Source organism: Pseudomonas sp. IPO3778, from assembly GCF_013386825.1.
GTDB lineage: Bacteria > Pseudomonadota > Gammaproteobacteria > Pseudomonadales > Pseudomonadaceae > Aquipseudomonas.
The window spans coordinates 81,881-108,033 of sequence record NZ_JACARC010000042.1 but is presented as its reverse complement, the minus strand read 5'-3'; the positions used below and the strand labels follow the sequence as shown (position 1 = coordinate 108,033).

Here is a 26,153-nt window from a genome sequence, read left to right as displayed (position 1 = left end):
GGGCAAAGACCTTTTGGTTACTTTTGGGGCGTTTGCCAAAAGTGACCCGCTGTAAGAGCGGAACCCTAAGCCGCCGTTACCGCAGCAACGGATATGTACACGTTCCAACAACCCCACCCCCTAAACCGAAAACCTAGCGACCATGGTGTTAAGGTCCACCGCCAACCGCGACAACTCCTGGCTCGCCGCACTCGTCTGATTCGCCCCCGCCGACGTCTGCTGCGCCAAATCGCGAATATTCATCAAATTACGATCCACCTCCCGCGCCACCGCCGCCTGCTCTTCCGAGGCACTGGCAATCACCAGGTTGCGCTCGTTGATCAAGGTAAACGCCGAAGCAATCGCCTCCAGCGCCGTACCCGCCGACTTGGCAATATCCAGCGTCGACCGCGCCCGGGTGTTGCTCTGCTGCATCGAACTGACCGCCTGATCAGTCCCCTGCTGAATCCCACTGATCATCTGCTCAATCTCCTGGGTCGACTGCTGCGTACGATGGGCCAGCGCCCGCACCTCATCCGCCACCACCGCAAACCCACGCCCCGCATCCCCGGCCCGCGCAGCTTCAATGGCCGCATTCAACGCCAGCAAATTGGTCTGCTCGGCAATCGAGCGAATCACATCCAGCACCTTGCTGATGCCATACACCTTCTGCGCCAGGTCCCCCACCTGCATCGCATTAGCCGTCACATCGTCAGCCAGGGACTCAATCGACAACACCGTCTGATGCACCTGCTCCCGGCCATGCTGGGCAATACGGTCCGACTCCTGGGACGCCTGCGAAGTGGCCACCGCATTGCTCGCCACCTCCTCCACCGCCGCCGTCATCTGATTCACCGCGGTGGCCGCCTGTTCGATTTCCTGGCTTTGCTGATGCAGACCACGGGTGGCGTCTTCGGTCACGCAACTGAGTTCTTCGGAAGCCGACGCCAGTTGACTGGACGAATCGGAAATGCGCCGAATGGTTTCCCGCAGGCTCTCCTGCATGCTTTTCAACGCCTGCTGCAGACGCGCCGGTTCATCCTTGCCACTCACCGTAATCACGCCGGTCAGGTCACCGCTGGCCACACCCTGGGCGACTTTCAGCGACTGGGACAACGGCAGCACGATACTCCGGGTCAGCAGCAACGCCAGGCCAATGGTGACCAACGCCGTGACCACAATCATGCCGGCCACCCAACTGCGCGATTGGCTGAATACGCTTTGCGCCAGGCTCGCCGCCTGATTGGCGCTGACCTTGTTGAGGGTCACCAGCTCACGCAGGGTACCGGCCAACGCATCGGCCAACTGGTTCATCTCGCCGTTGACCACCTTGATCGCGTCTTCCAGCTGATTGGCCTGGGAAAACGCCATCACCTCCTCCTGGCGTTGCAGATAGCGCCCCTCCTCGGCCTTGAAACGATCGAACAGCGCGCGTTCTTCGGGCAGCACAATCAAGCCTTCATACAGGGCCTGGGCCTTGTGCAAGCCGCTTTTGAGTTCGGTGATTTTCTGTTCATTCTGCGTGATCGCCTGTGGGTCGCGGTTTAGCAACAAGCGCAACGTCAGGGCCCGTACCCGCAGCAGGTCCTGATTCATCTCGCCGACCGCCATCACGCTGGGCAGCCAGTTGTTTTCCACCTGGTCCGATTGATGGCGCATATTGGCCATCTGCAACAAGGCGAAACCGCCCAGGGCAAACACCATCAGCGCCAGCAACCCAAACCCCAGGCCGGCGCGTGGGGCAATGTTAAGACTTCTGATATTCATGCTCGGAATCCTTCCAAAAGCGCTGCATCCACCTGCAACGGGCTCTTGAAAGGTATCGGCGAGTCGGTGCTTTTGCGTAAGACGAAAACGCGATATCAAAACACCCCGTGATCGCCCTGCTCCGGCTGTAGCGATTCAGCGCCTCCCATCACCGGGGCTTGGGCAAAATCGCCAGGAAGTTGTCCCGGGCCACCTTTCTGGCCACGTCCTCAGGCAACGCATCGAGGAACGGATCGAAGCTACGCATTTCCTGACCGAGCTTGTTGAAGCGCCCTACAACGTCTGAACCAAGCATGAAACGGTCCGGGAAGCGCTCTACCAGCTTTACCCACTCAGGCCGCGGCGTTCCCGCCTCATCCAGCAAGTAAGGCGTGAGCACGCTCCAGGACAGGTCCACGTACAGGTTGGGATAAGCCTCCAGCATGCGCGCCAGGGTTGGCAGCAAGAAATCCATCTGCGTCTGGTGGCGGTGGATTTCCATGCTGCTGCCCGCGTGGGCCCAGATAAACCGGGTATGGGGGTGGTTGCGCAGCGGCTCTTCCATCTCCGCCAGGTACAACGGATTTTTCTCACGCTTGGAAGTGATGTTGGAGTGCACCAACACCGGCAAGTCGTTCTCTGCCGCCAGGTGATAGATGCGGGTCATCGCCTCGTTATTGGCCCTTGGGGTGTCGCCGGAGGTCAGCGCAGTCAGGTCATCGTGACGGGTGAAGACTTCGCCGATGCCCTGCCACAGCCCCGGATTGAGGTCGAGCATGCGCTGGATGTGGGACGCCGCGTTTTTGTCGTTGGGGTTGAAACCGCTGAGGAATGGGTGAAAGCGCTGGCGTTGCTCCGGGGTCAGTTTATTCACCGCGTCGGCGACAAATACGTCAGTGGCGCTGTACCAATAGGCATCGGCGTCGTCACCGGCGTAATAGCGCGGGCGCTTGGGTTCGTCTTCATGCCATTTCTTGGCCACGGGGATGCCGGAAATCATCACGTGCTCGATACGATTATCGGCCATAGCCTTGAGCAATTTGTCCATGCCTGCCGACTCCTGGAAGAAGTCGACGTAGTGCAGGTGTGCATCGCTGTAGGCATAGTCGCGGGCGTGCACCGCGAGGCTTGCGGTGGCCAGCAACAGGGCAATACTCAGGCAGGTCCGGCGCACAGCGGCCTCTCAAACAAGGGCTAATGAAGGTAGACCTCAAGCCCCACTTGCGGGTTCAGCGATAAACAACAGGGAACACCAGAGTGCCAGCATGCTCTATAACTGCATGACCTTCTTCCTGCCACCCTGTGAGGTTTGCCATGCCTGTTACCGTGAACACGCTGAACGCCGAAAACTTCCGCCACAGCGTCAACATCAATAACCATGAGCTGTTTACCGACCTGCCCAAGAGCCTGGGTGGCGACGACTCGGCGCCCTCTCCCCACGATTACTTCGATGCCGCCCTGGCGTCGTGCAAGGCCCTGACCGTCAAGCTCTACGCCCAGAAAAAAGACATTCCCCTCACCGGTGTCACCGTGGAAGTCACCCATGACAGCACCGAAGAGCAAAAAGGCAAATACACGCTCAATGTCAAACTGACCCTCAAGGGCGTACTCACCGACGAACAGCGCGATGAGCTGCACCGCGTGGCGGATCGCTGCCCGGTGCACAAGCTGATGACCACGGCCGAAGTCACCATCGAGACCAAGCTCTCGGAAGGCGCCTTCAGCCAGTAGCGGCAACGTCCCGTCGAGCGGGTTATGCTCACCTAGCCTCTAACCCGCTCAGACTGGGACGCACCATGACCACAGTGACCGTGATCCGCCCGCGCGCCGAAGATGTCGAAGGGCAACCGATCCTGCGCCCATTGCCTTCCCGGCAATGCCGCAGCGTCGGGCCTTTCGTGTTTTTCGACCATATGCTGCACACCCGCTACGCCCCTGGCACCGGCATGAACATTCGCCAGCATCCGCATATCGGCCTCTCCACCCTGACCTACTTGTTTGAAGGCGAACTCCTGCATAAGGACAGCCTGGGGTCCGACCAAGTGGTGAAAGCCGGGGATGTCAGCTGGATGACGGCCGGCAGCGCCATTGCCCACGTTGAACGCAGCCCCGAAGCGCTCAAGGCCAGTGGTTTCAGCCTGCACGGGCTGCAAGTGTGGTTGGCGTCCCCCAAGGCACACGAACAAGGGCCTGGGCATTACAGCCATCACCCTGCCGCCAGCTTGCCGGTGAGTGACAACCTTGGGGTGCAGATTCGCCTGATTGCTGGCAGCGGCTTTTGCCTGGTATCGCCGGTGCCGGTGTTATCGCCCACGCTGTATGCCGAAGTGCGGATGCAGACGGCCACCACGCTGCTGATCCCTGATGAGCATGAAGAACGGGCGGTGTATGTGCTGGAGGGTGAGGCGCAGTTGGACGGTGAGGGGTTGGAGGCACATAGCCTGGTGGTGTTGTCGGCAGGCGAGAGTAGTGCGCTGTTTGCCGAGACCGATTGCCACCTGGTGGTGTTCGGTGGCGCGGCGCTGGATGGGCCACGGCGGATTAACTGGAATCTTGTCGCGAGTGATCCGGCGCTGATCGAGCAGGCTCGGCAGCGTTGGGCAGCCGGGGATTGGCCGACGGTGCCGGGGGAAAGTGAGCGGATTGAGTTGCCTGGAGGCAAGGTTTAAGCGCTTTATTGCCCGTTAAATAGCCTTCGCGAGCAAGCCCGCTCCCACATTCGACCGCATTCCCATTGAAGGAACGCAGTCGAATGTGGGAGCGGGCTTGCTCGCGAAGGGGCCAGCTCAGGTAACTGAGCTATCAGCCCTTGAACACTTCATCCAGCAAGTTATGCATCGACTGGAAGGCCCGTGCAGCGGTCTTCGCGTCGTACATCATCTTGCCCGGCACGTTCGCGTGGGGGTCGGTAAACGAGTGCACCGCACCGCCGTAGCTCAGCAATTGCCAATCCACACCGGCCGCGTTCATTTCGTCTTCAAACGCTGGCAGTTGCTCTTTGGGCACCAACGGGTCGGAAGCACCATGCAACACCAGCACTGAACCCTTGATGTTTTTCGCATCGGCCGGGTTCGGAGTGTCGAGGCTACCGTGGAACGAGACGGCGGCTTTCAACGGCGCACCGGTACGCGCCAGCTCCAGGGAGCAGCAACCACCGAAGCAAAAACCGAAGGTTGCCAGCTTCGAGGTATCCACCGCGGCTTCAGTCTGGGTGTTCAGGTGATCAAGCGCGACTTGCATGCGCTTGTTCAGCAGCGGCCGGTCATTCTTCAACGGCATCATCGCCGCGCCCGCTTCATCGCCGTTCGACGGGCGAACAGTTTGCCCGTACAGATCGGCAAGCAGCACCACGTAGCCCTTGCTGGCCACGCTCTTGGCAATCTCTTCAGCGCCGGCACTGACACCCATCCAGTTCGGCGCCATCAACAACCCTGGCAGCGGGCCCTTATGACTGGCATCAAATGCCAGGCGGCTTTCATAAGACTGGCCATCAATCTGATAGACCACGGAACGCACGGTGATTTGGCTCATCATTTACTCCAATTAAGGATCACGTCGAAATGGTAATGCTGTTGAAGGTGCCCTGAGTAAACGCGGCGCTCTCAAGTTTTTCGCGAGCAAGAACTAGGCGTCCCCCTCGCTCCTACAACGAAAAAACCCGCCGAAGCGGGTTTTTCTACAACGGTGTTAAACCGACAGTTCAACCAACAGCTTGTTCAGTCGGCGCACATACGCGGCCGGGTCTTTCAGGCTGTCGCCAGCCGCCAGGGCGGCCTGGTCGAACAGGATGTGCGACAGGTCGCCAAAGCGCTCCTCGCTCTGCTCGCCATCGAGTTTCTCGATCAGCGGGTGAGCCGGGTTGAACTCGAAGATCGGCTTGGAATCCGGAACCTTCTGACCGCTGGCTTGCAGGATCTGACGCATCTGCATGCCCAGGTCCTGCTCGCCGATGGCCAGAATCGCCGGGGAATCGGTCAGACGGTGGGAAACCCGCACTTCGCTGACAGCATCGCCCAGGGCGGTCTTGATTCGTTCGACCAGGCCTTCTTTGGACTTGGCCACTTCTTCAGCGGCTTTCTTGTCTTCTTCCGAATCCAGGTTGCCCAGGTCCAGGTCGCCGCGAGCGACGTCAACAAAGCTCTTGCCGTCGAAGTCGCTGAGGTAGCTCATCAGCCACTCGTCGATGCGGTCGGTCAGCAGCAGCACTTCGATGCCTTTCTTGCGGAAGACTTCCAGGTGCGGGCTGTTCTTGACCTGGGCGTAGGTTTCGCCGGTCAGGTAGTAGATCTTGTCCTGACCTTCCTTGGCGCGAGCCAGGTATTCGGCCAAGGACACGTTCTGCTCGCCGTCGTCACCGTGGGTGGACGCGAAACGCAGCAGACCGGCAATTTTTTCCTTGTTGGCGAAATCTTCTGCCGGGCCTTCTTTCATGACCTGGCCGAAGTTTTTCCAGAAGCCCTTGTATTGCTCAGGCTCGTTCTTCGCCAGCTTTTCCAGCATGTCGAGGACGCGCTTGGTCAGCGCCGACTTCATGGAGTCGATGATCGGGTCTTTCTGCAGGATTTCCCGTGACACGTTCAGCGACAGGTCGTTGGAGTCGACCACGCCCTTGATAAAGCGCAGGTACAACGGCAGGAACGATTCCGCCTGGTCCATGACGAACACGCGCTGCACGTACAGCTTCAGGCCTTTCGGCGCTTCACGCTGATACAGGTCGAACGGAGCACGGGCCGGTACGTAGAGCAGCGAGCTGTATTCCAGCTTGCCTTCGACCTTGTTGTGGCTCCAGCTCAGCGGGTTTTCGTAGTCGTGGGCGATGTGCTTGTAGAACTCCTGGTATTCCTCGTCTTTGACTTCGGTACGAGGACGGGTCCACAGGGCACTGGCGCGGTTGACGACTTCCCATTCCTGGGCAGGAGCCTCTTCGCCTTCGGCCGCCGCTTGTTCTTTCGGCAACTCGATCGGCAGGGCGATGTGGTCGGAGTACTTCTTGATGATATTGCGCAGGCGCCAGCCATCGGCGAATTCGTCTTCACCGGATTTCAGGTGCAGGACGATGCGCGTACCGCGGTCAGCCTTGTCGACGGTGGCGATTTCAAATTCGCCCTCGCCTTTGGACGACCAGTGCACGCCTTCGCTGGCGGCAAGGCCGGCGCGGCGGCTGAATACTTCAACCTGGTCGGCAACGATGAAGGCCGAGTAGAAGCCCACGCCGAACTGGCCGATCAGGTGCGAATCTTTCTTCTGGTCGCCCGACAGGTTCTTCATGAAATCAGCGGTGCCGGATTTGGCGATGGTCCCCAGGTGGGTGATCGCATCGTCGCGGCTCATACCGATACCGTTGTCTTCGAGGGTGACGGTTTTCGCGTCTTTGTCGAAGCTCACACGGATTTTCAGTTCGGCGCCGCCTTCCAGCAACTCAGGCTTGGACAGCGCTTCGAAGCGTAATTTGTCGACAGCGTCAGAGGCGTTCGAGATCAATTCGCGAAGGAAAATTTCCTTGTTGGAATACAGCGAATGGATCATGAGGTGCAGCAGTTGCTTCACCTCGGTCTGGAAGCCCAGGGTTTCCTTTTGAGTTTCCACACTCATGGTCATCAAACTCCAATTGGATGGCAGTGGCCGCGCCCTTGAGGGTTGGCGGCGGGTTGTCATCAAAGTTGGGGGCTAAGACCAGGATTTCAAGGGCGGGCCGGTTCCTCAATCTTGAAATGCGCACGGGCGGTGGCAATCGGTTCGGCCTGGGTGCTTTGCCACGCGGTAATCGCCACATTGGCCACCCGTCGCCCCTGGCGCCACACCTGACATTTGGCGTAAGTGTCGCGAAACTGCCCGGCCCGCAGGTAATCCAGGGAGAAATCGATGATTTTCGGCACGCCCGGGGCGCCGGTGAATACCAGCAGATGCAAGGCGGCAGACAGCTCCATAAAGCCCGCAATGACCCCGCCGTGGATCGCCGGCAATATCGGGTTACCAATGTTGTCCTTGTTGGCCGGCATGCGGAACAGCAATTCATCCCCCAGGCGCGTGCATTCGATGCCGATCAGCTTGGCGTAGGGAATCAGGTTCAGCAGCGCCTCATAGTTACCGCGCTCGTGGGCTTGCTGCAGACGGGTCTTGAACTGATGGGTCATGCCTGTTCTCCCTTGATCGTATTACCCAGGCCCTGGCTGCCCTTGAGGCGCTTGCCCTTGCGCATGAACGTGCCCACCACATGAGCGATCGGCTGCTGCGGGTCGTCCTGATAGGCAAAGCCACGGGTGAAGATCACGTCGGTGGTCACCCGGTAGCACTGGGCGAAACCGAATACCGGCTTGTGGGGCTCGGCCGGGTGCATGTAGTCCACACGCAGGTCCAGGGTCGGGCAAACCTCGAACTCCGGCAGCACACACAAGGTGGCCATACCGCAGGCGGTGTCCATCAAGGACGTCAGCGCGCCGCCGTGGATCACCCCGGTTTGCGGATCACCCACAATATGCGGACCGTAGGGCAGCACCAGGGTCATGCCCTCTTCACTGGCGCTGTGAACCTGGATACCCAGCACCTGGCAGTGGCGCAAGGCTGAAACAAAGCGCGTGGCGCGGGATAAAAGAGGATTTTCGGTCATTTCGTTAAAGACTCTTATTAGTGTGAATCCGGCGGAGTAGACAACTGGGGTGAAAGTTCCCTGGGGAAAATGCCTTATATATCTGTGAGATTTAAGGAACTAAGCGTTGGGCATAGGCTCGAAAGGCCAGTAGATATCTTCAATAAGGAGAAACACCCCATGCGCAAGACTTTAGCTATTTCCTTGATGTTGGCCGCTGCCCTCGGCCTCGCTGCCTGCGATAAAAAATCCGAGGACAAAGCTCAGGACGCCAACCAACATGCTGAGCAGGCTCAAGAAAAAATGAGCGAAGCTCAGGATAAAGTGAACGACGCTGCAAAAGAAAACGCTGAAGCTGCCAAAGCCCAGCAGGAATCGAACAACGCAGCCGCAAAAGAAGCAGCACCTGCAACCGGTTCTTGAGTCTGACGACTTGAACGCCGTGGCTTGAAAAGCCATGTTGCAAAAGAAAGCCCGCCAAGTGCGGGCTTTACTTTGTCCGCTGCTTTTATCAGAGCAGCAAAGTTCGAAAGGTTGGAACAAGTGCCGCCTACCTATATGTGCAAAATAGAAAGAAGACGAATACCTCGAAGCCGCCCGATGAGCAGACAAAAAAATGCCCCGAATCGTTTGATACGGGGCATTTTGGTCACAGCGTAGTGCCAGAGGCGTTAAGCGATGGCTTCGCTGCGCTTGCCCAGCAGGCGGTCAACCACCACGGCAACGACCAGGGTCATCACCGAAGGCACCAGCCACGCCAGGCCTTGCTCGCTCAACGGCAGGTGAGCCAGTTGCGATGGCATCCAGTCCGCCAGGCCAGCGCCCTTCAGCGCGTCAATGCAGCCGAAGATGAACGACACCAGCATCACCGGGCCAACGATCCGGCCCTGCTCCTGCCAGAAGTCCTTACAGAAGCTCAGGGCCACCAGCACGATGCACGGCGGGTAGATCGCCGTCAGTACCGGGATCGAGAACGCAATCAGCTTGGTCAGGCCCAGGTTGGACACAAACAGCGAGAACACTGCCAGGATCACCACCAGGGTCTTGTAGGACAATGGCAGCACACGGCTGAAGTACTCGGCGCAGGCGCACGTCAGGCCTACCGCAGTCACCAGGCACGCCAGGGAGATCAGCACGGCGAGGAAGCCGCTGCCCAGGGAGCCGAAGGTATGCTGGACGTAGGCGTGCAGCACGGCGGCACCGTTGGCGGCACCGGCGGCCACCTCATGGCTGCCCGAGCCCAGGCGGAACAGGCTGATGTAAACCAGCGCCAGGCCCACACCGGCAATCAGCCCGGCGATGATCGCGTAGCGGGTGATCAGCTTCGGCGACTCGACGCCACGGGAACGGATTGCGTTGACAATCACAATGCCGAACACCAGGGCGCCAAGGGTATCCATGGTCAGGTAACCATTGATAAAGCCCTGGGAGAACGGTGCAGCCACGTATTCCGGGGTGGCGACACCCACATCACCGGCCGGCAAGGCAAAGGCGGCGATGCCCAATACGGCCAGGGCGATGATCTTCAACGGTGCCAGGAAGCGACCGACCGTATCCAGCAAGCGTCCTGGGTACAGGGAGATGAAGAACACCAACAGGAAGTACACCGAACTGTAAAGGAACAGCGCCAGCGGGCTTTCACCGGTGAGCGGTGCCAGGCCCACTTCAAAGGACACCGTCGCGGTACGCGGGGTGGCGAACAACGGGCCGACTGCCAGGTAGGCCGCCGCTGCCAGCACACCACCGGCGATCTTGCCGATCGGGCTGCTCAACGCGTCCATGCCACCACCGACCTTGGCCAGCGCGACAACCGTGATCACCGGCAAACCCACCGCGGTGATCAGGAAGCCCAACGCCGCCATCCAGACATGAGGCCCGGACTGCAAACCGACGATAGGCGGGAAGATGATGTTGCCGGCGCCCACGAACAGGGCAAAAGTCATAAAGCCCAACGCCAGGATATCCTGGCTTTTCAACACTTTCATTTGAGGAAATACCACACTACTGAATCGGAATTTAGAGAGGGCTTCCCTATGGATGAGGGAAATACTGCCGGTCCTGATGGGGACCGACCGGTCTGGCGCGAGGCTTCCTTTTGGGATGCACACGCATAAAGAGGCGGGTAGCCTAACGAATTTGCGGGTCAAACGCACTGTTGCGGGGCGAACTGTCCGATAAGCGACATTTTTATGTCACGTTTTTATATCTAAATTTTGAAATGCAATCGAATGTGGGAGCGGGCTTGCTGTGGCGAGCGGGCTTGCCCCGCGTTGGGCTGCGAAGCAGCCCCATCAATCGGTGGTGAACCCGACGGGGGACAAGCCCCCTCACCACAGCAAGCCCGCTCCCACATTTTGATCTCCACCAACCTCCAGAATGCACAAAGGCCACCCGAAGGTGGCCTTTGCCAGCAGAGTTACAAGCTAAGCGCGAGGCTTACTTGACAGCCCAACCGGTCAGCTCGGACAAAGCCTTGCCGATGTCTGCCAGCGAACGCACGGTTTTAACGCCTGCGTCTTCCAGGGCAGCAAACTTCTCGTCTGCAGTACCCTTGCCGCCAGAGATGATTGCGCCAGCATGGCCCATGCGCTTGCCAGCAGGGGCAGTCACACCAGCGATGTAGGAAACAACCGGCTTGGTCACGTGTGCCTTGATGTAGGCAGCCGCTTCTTCTTCAGCCGAACCGCCGATCTCACCGATCATCACGATCGCTTCGGTCTTCGGGTCTTCCTGGAACAGTTTCAGGATGTCGATGAAGTTCGAACCCGGGATCGGGTCACCGCCGATGCCGACGCAGGTCGACTGACCGAAACCGGCGTCAGTAGTCTGCTTAACAGCTTCGTAGGTCAGGGTGCCGGAACGGGAAACGATACCGACTTTGCCTGGCAAGTGAATGTGACCTGGCATGATGCCGATCTTGCATTCGCCTGGAGTGATCACGCCTGGGCAGTTAGGGCCGATCAGGGTAACACCCAGCTCGTCGCACTTAACTTTAGCGTCCAGCATGTCCAGGGTAGGAATGCCTTCGGTGATGCAAACGATCAGCTTGATGCCGCCGAAAGCTGCTTCCAGGATGGAGTCCTTGCAGAAAGGAGCTGGAACGTAGATCACGCTGGCGGTGGCGCCAGTGGCAGCTACAGCATCTTTCACGGTGTTGAACACTGGGAGGCCCAGGTGCTCGGTGCCGCCTTTGCCCGGAGTAACGCCACCGACCATCTTGGTGCCGTATTCGATGGCTTGCTGGGTGTGGAAACTACCTTGCGAACCGGTAATACCCTGGCAAATAACCTTGGTGTCTTTATTGATCAGGACGCTCATTATTTGCCCTCCGCAGCTTTGACAACTTGTTGAGCAGCGTCGGTCAGGCTGGTAGCAGCGATGATGTTCAAACCGCTTTCTGCCAGTACTTTAGCGCCCAGTTCAGCGTTGTTACCTTCAAGGCGAACAACCACCGGGATTTTAACGCCGACTTCTTTCACTGCACCGATGATGCCTTCGGCAATCATGTCGCAACGAACGATGCCGCCGAAGATGTTGACCAGTACTGCAGCGACGTTGGAGTCGGACAGGATGATCTTGAACGCTTCGGTAACGCGTTCTTTGGTGGCACCGCCGCCTACGTCGAGGAAGTTGGCTGGTTTGCCGCCATGCAGGTTGACGATGTCCATGGTACCCATGGCCAGGCCAGCACCGTTTACCATGCAACCGATGTTACCTTCCAGGGCTACGTAGTTCAGTTCGAACTTGGCAGCGTGCGCTTCGCGCGGATCGTCTTGCGACGGATCGTGGAAAGTCTTCAGCTTAGGCTGACGGTACATGGCGTTGGCGTCGATGTTGATCTTGGCATCGAGGCAATGCAGATCGCCGTCAGCCTTGATCACCAGCGGGTTCACTTCCAGCAGGGCCAGATCGTGGTCCTGGAACAGTTTGGCCAGACCTACGAAGATCTTGGCGAACTGGGCAACTTGCTTGCCTTCCAGACCCAACTGGAATGCCAGCTCGCGACCCTGGAATGGCTGAGCGCCAACCAGTGGATCGATAGTGGCCTTCAGAATTTTTTCTGGGGTTTCTTCAGCGATCTTCTCAATGTCCACGCCACCTTCGGTGGAGGCCATGAACACGATGCGACGGCTCGAACGGTCAACGACAGCGCCCAGGTACAGCTCTTTAGCGATATCAGTGCACGATTCAACCAGGATCTTGGTGACTGGCTGGCCATTGGCATCAGTCTGGTAAGTCACCAGACGCTTGCCCAGCCACTGCTGAGCGAAGGCTTTGGCGTCTTCTTTGCTGCGAACCAGCTTAACGCCGCCCGCTTTACCGCGACCACCAGCGTGAACCTGGGCTTTGACAACCCACTCGGTGCCGCCGATTTTGTCGCAAGCTTCTGCTGCTGCTTCCGGGGTGTCTACTGCGTAACCCTTGGATACTGGCAGGCCGTATTCAGCGAACAGCTGCTTACCCTGATACTCGTGAAGATTCATGCTTATTACCGTCTTCGTTAGGTACTGCGCATTCGGCGCTGCGCTCTTTATTGAGTGCCGCGCCACCTGTGACTGCTGCTTGCACAGTCAAACCACCAAAGGCCTGAACCCTGGGTGGTGAAACTGCGCAAGACTGCGTCCAGCGGATATTCCGCGGTGAGTCTTGCGCACAAGGCTCACGACGGGCAACCGCCGTGGTTTCTTATTATCTCGCTTAGCGCTTCTTCTTGTTGGCGATGTGGATGGCACCGCCATTCACTGCCAACGCGGCTTCATGCAGCGCTTCAGACAGGGTCGGATGGGAGAAAACCATCATGCCGATGTCTTCGGCGCTGGTGCCGAATTCCATACCGATTGCGCCTTGCTGAACCAGTTCTGCAGCGCCTGGGCCAATCACGTGGACGCCCAATACGCGGTCAGTCTTGGCATCAGCGATGACTTTGACAAAACCACCGGTGTCGTTGGCTGCCATGGCACGGCCAGAAGCGGCAAACGGGAAGCTGCCGACGTTAACTTCAACGCCTTCAGCTTTCAACTGCTGTTCGTTCTTGCCGACCCATGCAATTTCCGGGTGGGTGTAGATAACAGACGGGATCAGGTCGTAGTTCATCTGGGTCTTGTGACCCTTGATGCGCTCGACAACCATGATGCCTTCTTCGGAAGCCTTATGCGCCAGCATCATGCCGCGAACCACGTCGCCAATGGCGTAGACGCCTGGCACGGTGGTAGCGCAGTGATCGTCAACGTGGATGAAACCACGCTCGTCGATGTTCACGCCGCTGTCGGAAGCCAGCAGATCAGCGGTCACTGGGCGGCGACCAACGGCTACGATCAGCTTGTCGAACGTGATGGTCTGTTCGCCATCCTTGTCGGTGTAGGTCACGACGACTTCGTCGCCATTGACCTTGGAACCGGTAACACGAGCGCCCAGCTTGATATCCAGACCTTGTTTGGTCAGGGTTTTCAGCGCTTCTTTGGACACGGCGGTGTCGGCAGCCAGCAGGAACGTGTCCAGGGCTTCCAGCACGGTCACTTCAGAACCCAGGCGGGACCATACCGAACCCAGTTCCAGGCCGATCACGCCAGCGCCGATCACGCCCAGGCGTTTTGGAACCGATTGGAATTCCAGGGCGCCGGTCGAATCAACGATCACGTTCTGGTCAACAGGAGCCGGTGGAATGTCGATTGGACGCGAACCTGGAGCCAGGATCACGTTCTCGGCTTCGATGACTTCTACCGAACCGTCAGGCTTGGTGATTTCAATTTTCTTGCCGGCCAGCAGTTTGCCGTGGCCTTGCAGGGAAGTAACGCCGTTGGCCTTGAACAGGGTAGCAACGCCGGAAGTCAGGCCTTTAACGATGTTGGCCTTGCGGCCGACCATTGCTGGCACGTCCATGGTCACGCCAGCGTGGTTGATGCCGTGGATGGCAAAACCGCTTTGCGCTTCGTGGAATTTCCAGGAGCTGTCCAGCAGCGCCTTGGAAGGAATGCAGCCAACGTTCAGGCAAGTACCGCCCAACGCCAGTTTGCCTTCCTTGTCGGTGTATTTTTCGATGCAAGCAGTCGAGAGGCCCAGTTGCGCGGCCTTGATGGCGGCAACATAGCCGCCAGGGCCAGCACCAATCACTACAACGTCAAATTTCTGCGACATGAAAAAAAATCCTCTTTAGCTAAAAGCTTCAAGCCGTGAGCCGCACTTCGGCCTGCCTTGCGGCAGACCGGGTGGTGCGGTTCACCGCCGCTTTATCAGATATCCAGCAGCAGACGAGCCGGGTCTTCCAGCAGGTTCTTGATGGTCACCAGGAAAGTCACGGCTTCTTTACCATCGATCAGGCGGTGATCGTACGACAGCGCCAGGTACATCATCGGGCGGATAACCACTTGGCCGTTGATCGCCATAGGACGCTGCAGAATGTTGTGCATGCCCAGGATCGCGGCTTGTGGCGGGTTGACGATCGGGGTCGACATCATCGAACCGAAAGTACCACCGTTAGTGATGGTGAAGGTACCACCGGTCATCTCGTCGATGGTCAGTTTGCCGTCACGGGCCTTCTTGCCGAAGTTGGCGATGCCGCCTTCGATTTCAGCCAGGCTCATCAGCTCGGCGTTACGCAGAACCGGTACTACCAGGCCACGGTCGCTGGACACGGCAACGCCGACGTCAGCGTAGCCGTGGTAAACGATGTCGCTGCCGTCGATGGAAGCGTTGACGGCCGGGAAGCGTTTCAGCGCTTCGGTGGCCGCTTTCACGAAGAACGACATGAAGCCCAGGCGTACGCCGTTGTGGGACTTCTCGAACAGGTCCTTGTACTTCGAACGCAGGGCCATGACTTCAGTCATGTCGACTTCGTTGAACGTGGTCAGCATCGCCATGTTCGACTGTGCTTCAACCAGGCGCTTGGCCACGGTGGCACGCACGCGGGTCATCGGTACGCGCTTCTCGGTGCGGTCGCCAGCGGCGAACACAGGCGCAGCGGCAGCCGGGGCAGCAGCCTTGGCAGGTGCGGTCGCTGGAGCGTTTTTCTTGGCTTCAACCGCGGCAACCACGTCTTCCTTGGTCACACGACCGTCTTTGCCGGTGCCTTTGATGGACGCCAGGTTGATGCCGTTTTCGTCAGCCAGCTGACGGGCAGCCGGTGCAGCGATTGGATCTTCGCCGCCCGCAGCCGGTGCAGCAGCTGGAGCAGCGGCAGCCGCCGGTGCAGCAGCAGCGGCAGGAGCAGGAGCAGCAGCACCGCCCTCTTCGATCGAGCCCAGCAGTTGGTTCGACAGAACGGTAGCGCCCTCTTCAGCAACGATTGCGCCCAGCACGCCGTCCGCTTCAGCCAACACTTCGAGCACGACCTTGTCGGTTTCGATGTCGACGATCAGGTCGTCACGCTTTACAGCGTCGCCTGGTTTCTTGTGCCAGGTGGCAACGGTGCCATCGGCAACCGATTCCGGGAATGACGGGGCTTTGATTTCGATAGCCATTATCTGTGGGTCCTTAAAATTCGGTTTCAGTCAGCGCGAAGGCGTTAAACAGTGAAAGCATCTTGCAGCAGTTTTTCCTGCTGCTCGGCGTGCATCGACGCATAACCACACGCAGGTGCAGCAGAAGCATCACGACCGGCGTACTCCAGGCCCAGGGCCTGTTTGTGGTTGCCGATACTGCGACGCAGATGATGCTGGCTGCTGTACCACGCGCCCTGGTTCATCGGTTCTTCCTGACACCACACCACGTGGGTGAGGTTGGTGTAAGGCGCGATGGCCTCCATCAGGTCGTCTTCCGGGAACGGGTAAAGCTGCTCGATCCGCACGATGGCGATGTCTTCGCGGCCTTCGGCACGGCGTTTTTCCAGCAAGTCGTAGTAGACCTTGCCGCTGCACAGCACCAGGCGGGTGACCTTGGCTGCGTCCAGCGTGTCGATTTCTGGAATAACGGTCTGGAACGAACCGTCGGCCAGATCTTCCAGGGTCGAGATGGCCAATTTATGACGCAACAGCGATTTCGGCGTCAGCACTACCAGCGGCTTGCGCAGGGGACGGATCACCTGGCGACGCAGCAAGTGGTAGATCTGGGCCGGGGTAGTCGGCACGCACACCTGGATGTTGTGCTCGGCGCACAGCTGCAGGTAACGCTCCAGACGGGCCGAGGAGTGCTCCGGACCCTGACCTTCATAACCGTGTGGCAGCAGCATGGTCAGACCGCACAGACGGCCCCACTTGTGCTCGCCGCTGGTGATGAACTGGTCGATAACCACCTGGGCACCGTTGGCAAAGTCGCCGAACTGGGCTTCCCAGATCACCAGCGCCTGAGGCGTGGTGGTCGAGTAACCGTATTCGAACGCCAGCACGGCCTCTTCGGACAGGAACGAATCGTACAGGTCGAAACGTGGCTGGCCTTCGTACAGGTTCTGCAACGGGATGTAGGTGCCCGCGTCTTTCTGGTTGTGCAACACCGCGTGACGGTGCGAGAACGTACCGCGGCCGATGTCCTGGCCGGTCATGCGAATCGGGTGACCTTCGAACGCCAGGGTCGCGTACGCCATGGTTTCAGCGTAACCCCAGTTGATCGGCAGGCCGCCGGCTTGCATCTTCTGACGGTCTTCGTAGATCTTCGCAACCTGGCGCTGTACGACAAAACCGTCCGGAATTTCCAGCAGTTTGGCAGACAGTTCCTGCAGGGTTTTCAGATCGAACGAGGTGTCGTGACGCGCCGTCCAGGCATGGCCCAGGTACGGACGCCAGTCAACGAACAGCTCTTTGTTCGGCTCTTTAACCAGGCTTTTTACGACGTGCAGGCCGTTATCCAGCGCGTTGCGGTATTCATCGATCTTTGCCTGAACACGTGCATCGTCCACCACACCGGCCTTGGTCAGGCTTTCGGCGTACAGCTCACGGGTGGTGCGCTGCTTGGTGATTTGCTGGTACATCAACGGTTGGGTGCCGCTAGGCTCATCCGCTTCGTTGTGACCGCGACGACGGTAGCAGACCAGGTCGATGACCACGTCACGCTTGAACTGCATGCGGTAATCAATGGCCAGCTGGGTCACGAACAACACGGCTTCCGGATCATCACCATTCACATGGAGGATCGGTGCCTGGATCATCTTGGCAACGTCGGTCGCGTACTCGGTAGAGCGTGCGTCCAGCGGGTTGCTGATGGTGAAGCCCACCTGGTTGTTGATGACGATGTGAACCGTACCGCCGGTCTTGAAGCCGCGAGTCTGCGACATCTGGAACGTTTCCAGGACCACGCCTTGACCTGCGAATGCCGCGTCACCGTGGATGGAAATCGGCAGGACCTTCTCACCGGTGGAATCGTTACGACGATCCTGGCGCGCACGTACCGACCCCTCGACCACTGGAGAAACGATCTCCAGGTGGGATGGGTTGAACGCCATGGCCAGGTGAACTTCACCGCCGGTGGTCATCACATTGGACGAGAAGCCCTGGTGGTATTTAACGTCACCGGAACCCAGCTCGACCTTCTTCTTGCCTTCGAACTCGTCGAACAGCTCGCGCGGGTTCTTGCCGAAGGTGTTGACCAGCACGTTCAAACGACCACGGTGGGCCATGCCGATCACGATTTCCTTGGTGCCGTAGGAACCGGAACGCTGGATCAGCTCGTCGAGCATCGGAATCAGGCTTTCGCCGCCTTCCAGGCCGAAACGCTTGGTGCCCGGGTATTTGGTACCCAGGTATTTTTCCAGGCCTTCAGCAGCGGTCACGCGCTCCAGCAGGTGGCTGCGCACATCGGCGGACAACACTGGACGACCACGCACGCCTTCAAGGCGGTGCTGGAACCAGTGGCGCTGCTCGGAATCAGTGATGTGCGTAAATTCGGCACCGATGGTGCGGCAATATGTCTGCTGCAACGCTTCGTGAATTTCGCGTAGGCTCGCTTCCTCTTTGCCGATGAACAGGTCGCCGGCACGGAAGGTCGTATCAAGATCGGCATTGGTCAAGCCGTAATGATTGATCGACAGGTCTGCAGGTGCAGGACGCTGCCACAGCCCCAGCGGGTCAAGCTGGGCTGCCTGGTGGCCACGCATACGGTAGGCCTGGATCAGTCGCAGTACTTCAACTTGCTTCTTCTCGTGCTCACTGCTCACGCTTCCGGCGGAAACCGGCTGGGCGCGGCGCTGGTTCTTTGCCAGCAGCACGAACTGATCGCGAATTGTTGCATGCGATACATCGGTGGCAGCGTTGCCGTCTGAAGACAACGTCTGAAATTTGGTGCGCCATTCTTCTGGCACAGCGTTAGGGTCGTGCAGGTAGAGCTCATAAAGCTCTTCCACATAGGCAGCGTTACCACCTGAAAGATAGCCGCTGTTCCACATGCGCTGCATCACGCTTTCTTGCATGCTTGGTCACCCTCGATTTGGGGACACCACCGGCGAAAACACCGAGTTTGCTTGCAAAAGGCCAAGTGCAGCGACCAAAACAAGCCACTTAGGATCACGCTGATAGTTCGGGTACCAACCCGAATGCCCCTGCTTGTCTCATTTCTTCAAAATAAGAGCCGCGGCTTTGTAAGTCGCTGCTCAAGTTAAAACTACGGCGCCGGTTGAAGCCTGCGCCGTAGCATCTACGGGCACAACGGTCCTGCTTTTACTGCAACGTCAGTTACACGCCGCTTTGCAGCAGCATGCTACGTACGTGACCAATGGCCTTAGTCGGGTTCAGGCCTTTAGGGCATACGTTGACGCAGTTCATGATCCCGCGGCAGCGGAATACGCTGAACGGGTCATCCAGCGAAGCCAGACGCTCGGCTGTCTTGGTGTCACGGCTGTCTGCCAGGAAGCGGTACGCTTGCAGCAGTGCAGCTGGACCCAGGAACTTGTCCGGGTTCCACCAGAAGGACGGGCAGGAAGTCGAGCAGCAAGCGCACAGGATGCACTCGTACAGACCGTCCAGCTTCTCGCGCTCTTCCGGGCTCTGAAGACGCTCGATGGCCGGAGCCGGAGTGTCGTTCAGCAGGAATGGCTTAACCTTTTCGTATTGCTTGTAGAAGATGCTCATATCGACGACCAGGTCACGGATAACCGGCAAACCTGGCAATGGACGAACGATCAGCTTGTTGCCTTTAACCACAGCAGACAGCGGCGTGATGCACGCCAGGCCGTTTTTGCCGTTGATGTTCATGCCGTCGGAACCGCAGACACCTTCACGGCAAGAGCGACGATAGGAGAAACCTTCGTCCTGCTCTTTAACCAGGGCCAGTACGTCCAGCACCATCAGGTCTTTGCCACCGGTATTGACCTGGAATTCCTGCATGAACGGCGCGGCGTCCTGATCAGGGTTGTAGCGATAAACACTGACTTTCAACATATCGGCCACCCTTAATAAGTCCGAATCATGGGTTCAAACGTAGGGACTGTTTTTGGCGAGAAGTTCACCGCACGCTTGGCGACGCGCTTGTCACCCGGGAAGTACAGGGTGTGGCACAGCCAGTTAACGTCGTCGCGCTCTTCGAAGTCTTCACGGGCGTGAGCGCCGCGAGACTCTTTGCGAACTTCTGCGGCGATGGCAGTTGCTTCAGCCACTTCCAGCAGGTTTTGCAGCTCAAGGGCTTCGATACGAGCGGTGTTGAACGCCTGGCTCTTATCGTTGATCTTGACGTTGGCAATGCGCTTGCGCAGGTCAGCCAGCTGGGCGATACCTTTCTGCATGTATTCGCCGGTACGGAACACACCGAAGTAGTTCTGCATGCAGCTTTGCAGTTCTTTACGCAGGGAAGCGACGTCTTCGCCGTCGGTACGCGAGTTCAGACCATCCAGACGTGCCAAGGCAGCGTCGATGTCGGACTGGCGAGGACGGGCGTAATCAACGCCTTCCTTCAAGGTCTGCTCCAGGAACAGGCCGGCGGCACGACCGAATACCACCAGGTCGAGCAGCGAGTTGCCGCCCAGACGGTTGGCACCGTGAACCGATACGCACGCCACTTCACCTACCGCGAACAGGCCAGGAATGATCTGGTCGACGCCGTCGGCGTCCTGGGTGATCGCCTGGCCATGAATGTTGGTGGCAACGCCGCCCATCATATAGTGGCAAGTCGGAACAACCGGGATCGGCGCAACAGCCGGGTCAACGTGAGCAAAGGTCTTGGACAGTTCCATGATGCCGGGCAGACGGCTGTGCAGCACTTCTTCACCGAGGTGATCGAGCTTCAGCATCACGTGGTCGCCATCAGGACCACAGCCGTTACCGGCAATGATCTCTTTAACCATGGAGCGGGCTACAACGTCACGACCGGCAAGGTCTTTGGCGTTCGGAGCATAACGCTCCATGAAACGCTCGCCGTTCTTGTTGATCAGGTAACCACCTTCACCACGGCAACCTTCTGTAACCAGTACACCGGCGCCGGCGATGCCGGTCGGGTGGAACTGCCACATTTCGATGTCCTGTACCGGGACGCCTGCACGCAGGGCCATGCCGATACCGTCACCGGTGTTGATCAGGGCGTTGGTAGTAGAAGAGTAGATACGGCCCGCACCGCCGGTCGCCAATACGGTGGCGTTAGCCCGCACGTAAGAGGTTTCGCCGGTTTCGATGCAGATAACGATCATGCCTACAAAGGCACCGTCTTCGTTCTTCACCAGGTCAACACCGTAGTATTCGTTGAGGAATACGGTGCCGGCCTTCAGGTTGGCTTGGTACAGGGTGTGCAACAGCGCGTGACCGGTACGGTCGGCTGCGGCGCAGGTACGGGCGGCCTGGCCACCCTTACCGAAATCTTTCGACTGACCGCCGAACGGACGCTGGTAAATGCGGCCCTGTTCGGTACGGGAGAACGGCAGACCCATGTGTTCCAGCTCGAAGACCGCTTCCGGGCCTACGGAGCACATGTATTCGATAGCGTCCTGGTCACCGATATAGTCGGAACCCTTGACGGTATCGTACATGTGCCAGCGCCAGTCATCGTTTGGATCGGCAGAGGCGATGGCGCAGGTAATGCCACCCTGGGCCGAAACGGTGTGGGAACGGGTCGGGAACACCTTGGTGATCACGGCAGTCTTGTGACCGCCCTGGGCCAGTTGCAGCGCAGCGCGCATGCCGGCACCGCCGCCGCCAATGATAATGGCGTCGAATGAAAGCGTATTAACTGTGTTAGCCATGAATCAGATACCCCAAAGAATCTGCACACCCCAGACGAAGTAAGCGAACATCGCGACGCCGCATACTGCCTGGAAGAGAAACCGTACTGCTGTCGCGGACTTGCCCAGCGCCATTGGCGTCAGGTAGTCGGTCGCGATGGTCCACATGCCAACCCAGGCGTGAGCGCCCAGGGCTACAAGGGCCAGCAGACTGAAAATGCGCATCCCGTTGTGAGCGAACAGGCCGTGCCATTGGGCGTAGCCAATGCCAGGGTTCGCAGCGAGGTACCCGATCAGGAAAATGAAATAAGCCGCGAGAACAACCGCAGACACACGTTGCGCCATCCAGTCATAGAGGCCCGAACGCGACAGGTTCGTAACGCTGGTTACCATATCCAAACTCCCGCCAGAACGATCAGCACCACGGAAATGGCGATGACGATTTTCGAGCCCAGCTTGCCGCCTTCCAGCGTCTCACCGATACCCATGTCCATGATCAAGTGGCGAATACCGGCCACAAGGTGATAAAGCAGAGCGGACAGGAGGCCCCAGGCGACGAATTTGGCCAGCGGACTGGTCAAGCATGCCTTCACCTCGGCGTACCCTTCTTCCGAACCCAGGGATTTGCTCAATGCATAAAGCATGATGCCCAGGCCAAGAAACAGGATGATGCCGGATACACGGTGCAGGAATGACGTTACGCCGGTGATGGGGAGTTTGATGGTCCTTAGGTCTAGGTTTACAGGTCGTTGGCTATTCACGGCTTTTTTTCACACTGAAGAGCCCCTAACAATCAGGGCAAAGTTGTTGGGGAGTGCACTGGTCAGGTAACCACCACCCAGGGAGTGCGACCCCCATCAAAACGGGCCCAAAAGCCCCTGGCGGTCGGAGGCCGAGTATAGACAGTTAGGCAACTAATGACAACGCGCACTCCTCACCCTAATAGCGCATTGCGCTGGCGGCATAAAAGGCGTAAATGGCAGGTAATTTCGAGGAAAAAGTACGGTTAAAGCCTTCTGGCGCAAGACTTTAGGCAAATTGACATCTGGATTTATATCAATATAGTGGTGCGGGCCCTGCGTGGGGGGTCTGTCTGATGATTTGAAGCATAAATAGGAGGCCACATGGCTGACAAAAAAGCGCAGTTGATCATCGAGGGCGCAGCCCCCGTCGAGCTGCCCATTTTAACCGGCACCGTTGGTCCCGATGTTATCGACGTACGGGGCCTGACGGCCACGGGCCGTTTTACATTCGACCCAGGCTTCATGTCGACCGCCTCATGCGAGTCGAAGATCACCTATATCGACGGTGATAACGGTATCTTGCTGCACCGCGGCTACCCGATCGAACAGCTTGCTGAACAGTCGGACTACCTGGAAACCTGCTACCTGCTGCTTAATGGCGAATTGCCAACAGCTGAGCAAAAGGCCCAGTTTGTCAGCACCGTGAAGAACCACACCATGGTTCACGAGCAGTTGAAGACCTTCTTCAACGGCTTCCGTCGCGACGCCCACCCGATGGCCGTCATGTGCGGCGTAGTCGGCGCCCTGTCGGCCTTCTATCACGACTCCCTGGACATCAATAACCCGCAGCATCGCGAAATTTCCGCGATCCGCCTGGTTGCCAAGATGCCGACCCTGGCCGCAATGGTTTACAAGTACTCCATGGGCCAGCCCATGATGTACCCGCGCAACGACCTGACGTACGCGGAAAACTTCCTGCACATGATGTTCAACACCCCGTGCGAGATCAAACCGATCAGCCCGGTGCTGGCCGCCGCGATGGACAAGATCTTTATCCTTCACGCCGACCACGAACAGAACGCCTCGACGTCTACCGTGCGCCTGGCGGGCTCTTCGGGTGCCAACCCGTTCGCCTGTATCGCCGCCGGTATCGCCGCACTGTGGGGCCCTGCCCACGGCGGTGCGAACGAAGCCGTATTGACCATGCTCGATGAAATCGGCGATGTCTCGAACATCGACAAGTTCATCGCCAAGGCCAAGGACAAGAACGATCCGTTCAAGTTGATGGGCTTCGGTCACCGGGTCTACAAGAACCGCGACCCGCGCGCCACCGTGATGAAGAAGACCTGCGACGAAGTGTTGAAGGAACTGGGCATCAAGAACGATCCGCAACTCGAACTGGCCATGCGCCTGGAAGAGATCGCCCTGACCGACCCGTACTTCATCGAACGCTCGCTGTACCCGAACGTCGACTTCTACTCGGGGATCATCCTCAAGGCGATCGGCATTCCAACCAGCATGTTTACCGTGATCTTCGCCCTGGCGCGGACCGTGGGCTGGATCTCCCACTGGAAAGAAATGCTCTCCAGCCCGTACAAGATTGGCCGCCCGCGCCAGCTGTACACCGGCTACGAGTCGCGTGACATTACCAAGCTGGAAGACCGCAAATAAGCGTTGTGTTGTGATAACCGCTTAGCTGCACCGAATACGGCCTCCTTCTGGAGGCCGTATTTGTTTGTGCTGATCGTTCCTGCGCGCCGCATGGAAATGCACCCTGTGACGCTCTGCGCCACCATTGCGCACCTGAGCCATGCGCTGCGAGCAGGACGCGGAGCGTCCAAGGCGGCATTCCCACGCAGAGCGCGGGAACGATCATCCGCTACTTGGCTACACCCAAAACGGCCTCCTTTGATAGGGAGGCCGTTTTTATTTGTGCAGGATTTGAGAAACAGTTTTGTCGTATCCATACCCAATAAAGGCAAAAAAAAGCCCCGATCTCACGATCGGGGCTTTTTTTGTAACGGTTACAACCTTAGTGGTTAACTGCCCCACTCGCCCCCAGGCCAGTCTGCGAACGCACAAACTGCGGGAAGTACAGCGCACGCTCCTTCTCTGCCGCCGCCGACTTGTCGGTGATGGAGAAGAACCAGATGCCGACGAACGCAATGATCATCGAGAACAGCGCCGGGTATTCGTAAGGGAAGATAGCCTTCTCATGGTGCAGGATCGACACCCAGATGGTCGGGCCGAGGATCATCAGGCCAACGGCACTGACCAGGCCCAACCAGCCACCAATCATTGCGCCGCGGGTGGTGAGGTTTTTCCAGTACATGGAAAGCAACAGCACCGGGAAGTTACAGCTCGCCGCAATGGAGAACGCCAGGCCCACCATGAACGCAATGTTCTGGCTTTCAAACAGGATCCCCAGACCAATGGCCAGCACGCCCAGCGCGATGGTGGTGATCTTCGATACGCGAATCTCATCCTTCTCGTTGGCCTTGCCTTTCTTGATCACGCTGGCGTACAGGTCATGGGACACCGCCGAAGCACCCGCCAGGGTCAAACCGGCAACCACTGCCAGGATGGTGGCAAACGCCACGGCCGAGATGAAGCCCAGGAAGATACTGCCACCCACCGCATCGGCCAAATGCACCGCTGCCATGTTGTTACCGCCGAGCAAGGCACCTGCCGCATCCTTGAACGCCGGGTTGGTGCTGACCAACAGGATCGCGCCGAAGCCGATAATGAACGTCAGGATATAGAAGTAGCCGATGAAGCCAGTGGCATACAGCACGCTCTTGCGAGCTTCCTTGGCGTCACTCACCGTAAAGAAGCGCATCAGGATGTGCGGCAGGCCAGCGGTACCGAACATCAGTGCCAGGCCGAGGGAGAACGCCGAAATCGGGTCTTTCACCAGGCCGCCCGGGCTCATGATCGCCTCACCTTTAGGGTGAACCTTGATCGCCTCGGCAAACAGCATGTTGAAGTCGAAGTTGACGTGCTTCATCACCATCAGCGCCATGAACGAGGCACCGGACAGCAGCAGCACTGCCTTGATGATCTGTACCCACGTGGTCGCCAGCATGCCGCCAAACAACACATAGAGGCACATCAGGATGCCCACCAGGATCACCGCAACATGGTAATCAAGGCCGAACAGCAGCTGGATCAACTTGCCCGCGCCTACCATCTGCGCGATCAGGTAGAACGCCACCACCACCAAAGAGCCACACGCTGACAGACTGCGGATCTGGGTTTGCCCGAGGCGGTAAGACGCCACGTCGGCAAACGTATATTTACCCAGGTTACGCAGGCGCTCGGCGATCAGGAACAGAATGATCGGCCAGCCCACCAGGAAGCCGATCGAGTAGATCAGGCCATCGTAGCCGGAGGTGAACACCAGCGCGGAAATCCCCAGGAAGGAGGCGGCCGACATGTAGTCACCGGCAATCGCCAAGCCGTTCTGGAACCCGGTGATCTTGCCGCCGGCTGCGTAGTAGTCGGCCGCCGACTTGTTGCGCTTGGACGCCCAGTAGGTGATGCACAATGTCGCGCCGACGAAGACGACGAACATCAGGATCGCTGCGATATTCAGCGGTTGTTTATGCACTTCACCGGTCAATGCTTCCGCCGCCCAAACGGCAGGTGCAAAGACCGAGGCACCGAGTACAGCCAATAGACGACGGATCATTGCGCAGCCTCCTTGAGAATCGCATTGTTCAGGTCGTCAAATTCGCCGTTGGCGCGTCGTACATAGATTGCGGTTAGGACAAAGGCCGAAACAATCAGCCCGACCCCAATCGGGATCCCCCAGGTGATGGACGAACCGGGGCTGATCTTGGCCCCCAGTATTTGCGGCCCATAGGCAATCAGAAGAATGAAAGCGGAGTAAAGCCCAAGCATGATCGCCGAGAGAATCCAGGCGAACTTTTCTCGTTTACTGACCAGCTCCTTGAAACGCGGGCTGTTTTGAATCGAGAGGTAAATGCTGTCGTTCATTGTTTTTATCCTCGCAGCACAGCTTTTTATTATT

22 protein-coding genes are annotated in these 26,153 nt (G+C 58.4%); 4 read left to right on the top strand and 18 right to left on the bottom strand.

Going from position 1 to position 26,153, the window contains the following annotated elements:
- Positions 1–120: 120 nt before the first annotated feature.
- Both HX855_RS22980 and HX855_RS22975 read right to left on the bottom strand, forming a co-directional pair.
- Positions 121–1,746 carry a methyl-accepting chemotaxis protein gene (locus HX855_RS22980; RefSeq protein ID WP_177087534.1) on the bottom strand — a complete coding sequence of 542 codons (1,626 nt, stop codon included), beginning with the start codon at positions 1,744–1,746 and terminating at the stop codon, positions 121–123.
- A gap of 148 nt (positions 1,747–1,894) precedes the next feature.
- The gene (locus HX855_RS22975) at positions 1,895–2,899 is read right to left on the bottom strand and encodes an amidohydrolase family protein (RefSeq protein ID WP_177087536.1); all 1,005 of its coding nucleotides are present in this window, start codon (positions 2,897–2,899) and stop codon (positions 1,895–1,897) included.
- 140 nt (positions 2,900–3,039) lie between these two features.
- Between HX855_RS22975 and HX855_RS22970 the strand changes: the two genes are divergently transcribed.
- Complete coding sequence (locus HX855_RS22970) at positions 3,040–3,456, top strand: OsmC family protein (protein WP_177087538.1); 417 nt, start codon at positions 3,040–3,042, stop codon at positions 3,454–3,456.
- 65 nt (positions 3,457–3,521) lie between these two features.
- Positions 3,522–4,394, top strand: coding sequence for a pirin family protein (locus HX855_RS22965; RefSeq protein ID WP_177087540.1), 873 nt, complete (start codon positions 3,522–3,524; stop codon positions 4,392–4,394).
- Positions 4,395–4,527: 133 nt separating this feature from the next.
- Here the strand turns inward: HX855_RS22965 and HX855_RS22960 are convergent, their stop codons facing one another.
- From HX855_RS22960 to HX855_RS22945, 4 genes are all read right to left on the bottom strand, one after another.
- A complete protein-coding gene (locus tag HX855_RS22960) occupies positions 4,528–5,256 on the bottom strand; it encodes a dienelactone hydrolase family protein (protein WP_177087542.1) in 729 nt (242 codons plus the stop codon).
- A gap of 156 nt (positions 5,257–5,412) precedes the next feature.
- Entirely contained in the window at positions 5,413–7,317 is a 1,905-nt protein-coding gene (htpG, locus tag HX855_RS22955; protein ID WP_177087544.1) for a molecular chaperone HtpG, read from the bottom strand.
- 89 nt (positions 7,318–7,406) lie between these two features.
- Complete coding sequence (locus tag HX855_RS22950) at positions 7,407–7,859, bottom strand: PaaI family thioesterase (RefSeq protein ID WP_177087546.1); 453 nt, start codon at positions 7,857–7,859, stop codon at positions 7,407–7,409.
- Positions 7,856–8,332, bottom strand: a complete 477-nt coding sequence (locus HX855_RS22945; RefSeq protein ID WP_177087548.1) for a PaaI family thioesterase — start codon at positions 8,330–8,332, stop codon at positions 7,856–7,858. Before HX855_RS22945 ends, HX855_RS22950 begins: the two co-directional genes overlap by 4 nt.
- Before the next feature lie 159 nt (positions 8,333–8,491).
- On the opposite strand from HX855_RS22945, the gene HX855_RS22940 reads away from it, so the two are divergent.
- Positions 8,492–8,734, top strand: coding sequence for a hypothetical protein (locus tag HX855_RS22940; RefSeq protein WP_010166269.1), 243 nt, complete (start codon positions 8,492–8,494; stop codon positions 8,732–8,734).
- Between the two features lie 248 nt (positions 8,735–8,982).
- Here the strand turns inward: HX855_RS22940 and brnQ are convergent, their stop codons facing one another.
- From brnQ to sdhC, 10 genes are all read right to left on the bottom strand, one after another.
- Positions 8,983–10,296, bottom strand: coding sequence for a branched-chain amino acid transport system II carrier protein (brnQ, locus tag HX855_RS22935; protein WP_177087549.1), 1,314 nt, complete (start codon positions 10,294–10,296; stop codon positions 8,983–8,985).
- Between the two features lie 451 nt (positions 10,297–10,747).
- Positions 10,748–11,629, bottom strand: a complete 882-nt coding sequence (sucD, locus tag HX855_RS22930; RefSeq protein ID WP_010166265.1) for a succinate--CoA ligase subunit alpha — start codon at positions 11,627–11,629, stop codon at positions 10,748–10,750.
- Positions 11,629–12,795 (bottom strand): ADP-forming succinate--CoA ligase subunit beta, encoded by a 1,167-nt coding sequence (gene sucC / locus HX855_RS22925; RefSeq protein WP_003210567.1) that lies wholly within the window; start codon positions 12,793–12,795, stop codon positions 11,629–11,631. The genes sucD and sucC overlap by 1 nt, the downstream gene beginning before the upstream one ends.
- A gap of 214 nt (positions 12,796–13,009) precedes the next feature.
- The gene (lpdA, locus tag HX855_RS22920; protein ID WP_177087551.1) at positions 13,010–14,446 is read right to left on the bottom strand and encodes a dihydrolipoyl dehydrogenase; all 1,437 of its coding nucleotides are present in this window, start codon (positions 14,444–14,446) and stop codon (positions 13,010–13,012) included.
- Positions 14,447–14,541: 95 nt separating this feature from the next.
- Positions 14,542–15,768: a 2-oxoglutarate dehydrogenase complex dihydrolipoyllysine-residue succinyltransferase gene (gene odhB, locus HX855_RS22915; RefSeq protein WP_177087553.1), complete on the bottom strand. Its 1,227-nt coding sequence runs from the start codon at positions 15,766–15,768 to the stop codon at positions 14,542–14,544.
- A gap of 44 nt (positions 15,769–15,812) precedes the next feature.
- Entirely contained in the window at positions 15,813–18,644 is a 2,832-nt protein-coding gene (locus tag HX855_RS22910; RefSeq protein WP_177087555.1) for a 2-oxoglutarate dehydrogenase E1 component, read from the bottom strand.
- Positions 18,645–18,906: 262 nt separating this feature from the next.
- Positions 18,907–19,611 carry a succinate dehydrogenase iron-sulfur subunit gene (locus HX855_RS22905; protein ID WP_088426819.1) on the bottom strand — a complete coding sequence of 235 codons (705 nt, stop codon included), beginning with the start codon at positions 19,609–19,611 and terminating at the stop codon, positions 18,907–18,909.
- A gap of 11 nt (positions 19,612–19,622) precedes the next feature.
- Positions 19,623–21,398, bottom strand: a complete 1,776-nt coding sequence (gene sdhA / locus HX855_RS22900; protein WP_076015223.1) for a succinate dehydrogenase flavoprotein subunit — start codon at positions 21,396–21,398, stop codon at positions 19,623–19,625.
- A gap of 3 nt (positions 21,399–21,401) precedes the next feature.
- Positions 21,402–21,770 carry a succinate dehydrogenase, hydrophobic membrane anchor protein gene (sdhD, locus tag HX855_RS22895; protein WP_003210573.1) on the bottom strand — a complete coding sequence of 123 codons (369 nt, stop codon included), beginning with the start codon at positions 21,768–21,770 and terminating at the stop codon, positions 21,402–21,404.
- Positions 21,764–22,138, bottom strand: a complete 375-nt coding sequence (sdhC, locus tag HX855_RS22890; protein ID WP_008433998.1) for a succinate dehydrogenase, cytochrome b556 subunit — start codon at positions 22,136–22,138, stop codon at positions 21,764–21,766. Before sdhC ends, sdhD begins: the two co-directional genes overlap by 7 nt.
- A 363-nt stretch (positions 22,139–22,501) precedes the next feature.
- On the opposite strand from sdhC, the gene gltA reads away from it, so the two are divergent.
- Complete coding sequence (gltA, locus tag HX855_RS22885; protein WP_003210575.1) at positions 22,502–23,791, top strand: citrate synthase; 1,290 nt, start codon at positions 22,502–22,504, stop codon at positions 23,789–23,791.
- 361 nt (positions 23,792–24,152) lie between these two features.
- Here gltA and HX855_RS22880 read toward each other — a convergent pair whose 3' ends face one another.
- Both HX855_RS22880 and HX855_RS22875 read right to left on the bottom strand, forming a co-directional pair.
- Complete coding sequence (locus tag HX855_RS22880; protein WP_177087557.1) at positions 24,153–25,811, bottom strand: cation acetate symporter; 1,659 nt, start codon at positions 25,809–25,811, stop codon at positions 24,153–24,155.
- On the bottom strand, positions 25,808–26,119 hold the full coding sequence (locus HX855_RS22875; protein WP_088426806.1) for a DUF485 domain-containing protein: 312 nt from the start codon (positions 26,117–26,119) through the stop codon (positions 25,808–25,810). Before HX855_RS22875 ends, HX855_RS22880 begins: the two co-directional genes overlap by 4 nt.
- Positions 26,120–26,153 lie beyond the last annotated feature (34 nt).

What these genes read in the sequence shown, in the direction of transcription:
- HX855_RS22980 (WP_177087534.1), bottom strand. Translation starts at nt 1,746, where the DNA reads ATGAATATCAGAAGTCTTAACATTGCCCCACGCGCCGGCCTGGGGTTT.
- HX855_RS22970 (WP_177087538.1), top strand. Translation starts at nt 3,040, where the DNA reads ATGCCTGTTACCGTGAACACGCTGAACGCCGAAAACTTCCGCCACAGC.
- HX855_RS22965 (WP_177087540.1), top strand. Translation starts at nt 3,522, where the DNA reads ATGACCACAGTGACCGTGATCCGCCCGCGCGCCGAAGATGTCGAAGGG.
- HX855_RS22960 (WP_177087542.1), bottom strand. Translation starts at nt 5,256, where the DNA reads ATGAGCCAAATCACCGTGCGTTCCGTGGTCTATCAGATTGATGGCCAG.
- htpG (WP_177087544.1), bottom strand. Translation starts at nt 7,317, where the DNA reads ATGAGTGTGGAAACTCAAAAGGAAACCCTGGGCTTCCAGACCGAGGTG.
- HX855_RS22950 (WP_177087546.1), bottom strand. Translation starts at nt 7,859, where the DNA reads ATGACCCATCAGTTCAAGACCCGTCTGCAGCAAGCCCACGAGCGCGGT.
- HX855_RS22945 (WP_177087548.1), bottom strand. Translation starts at nt 8,332, where the DNA reads ATGACCGAAAATCCTCTTTTATCCCGCGCCACGCGCTTTGTTTCAGCC.
- HX855_RS22940 (WP_010166269.1), top strand. Translation starts at nt 8,492, where the DNA reads ATGCGCAAGACTTTAGCTATTTCCTTGATGTTGGCCGCTGCCCTCGGC.
- brnQ (WP_177087549.1), bottom strand. Translation starts at nt 10,296, where the DNA reads ATGAAAGTGTTGAAAAGCCAGGATATCCTGGCGTTGGGCTTTATGACT.
- sucD (WP_010166265.1), bottom strand. Translation starts at nt 11,629, where the DNA reads ATGAGCGTCCTGATCAATAAAGACACCAAGGTTATTTGCCAGGGTATT.
- sucC (WP_003210567.1), bottom strand. Translation starts at nt 12,795, where the DNA reads ATGAATCTTCACGAGTATCAGGGTAAGCAGCTGTTCGCTGAATACGGC.
- lpdA (WP_177087551.1), bottom strand. Translation starts at nt 14,446, where the DNA reads ATGTCGCAGAAATTTGACGTTGTAGTGATTGGTGCTGGCCCTGGCGGC.
- odhB (WP_177087553.1), bottom strand. Translation starts at nt 15,768, where the DNA reads ATGGCTATCGAAATCAAAGCCCCGTCATTCCCGGAATCGGTTGCCGAT.
- HX855_RS22910 (WP_177087555.1), bottom strand. Translation starts at nt 18,644, where the DNA reads ATGCAAGAAAGCGTGATGCAGCGCATGTGGAACAGCGGCTATCTTTCA.
- HX855_RS22905 (WP_088426819.1), bottom strand. Translation starts at nt 19,611, where the DNA reads ATGTTGAAAGTCAGTGTTTATCGCTACAACCCTGATCAGGACGCCGCG.
- sdhA (WP_076015223.1), bottom strand. Translation starts at nt 21,398, where the DNA reads ATGGCTAACACAGTTAATACGCTTTCATTCGACGCCATTATCATTGGC.
- sdhD (WP_003210573.1), bottom strand. Translation starts at nt 21,770, where the DNA reads ATGGTAACCAGCGTTACGAACCTGTCGCGTTCGGGCCTCTATGACTGG.
- gltA (WP_003210575.1), top strand. Translation starts at nt 22,502, where the DNA reads ATGGCTGACAAAAAAGCGCAGTTGATCATCGAGGGCGCAGCCCCCGTC.
- HX855_RS22880 (WP_177087557.1), bottom strand. Translation starts at nt 25,811, where the DNA reads ATGATCCGTCGTCTATTGGCTGTACTCGGTGCCTCGGTCTTTGCACCT.
- HX855_RS22875 (WP_088426806.1), bottom strand. Translation starts at nt 26,119, where the DNA reads ATGAACGACAGCATTTACCTCTCGATTCAAAACAGCCCGCGTTTCAAG.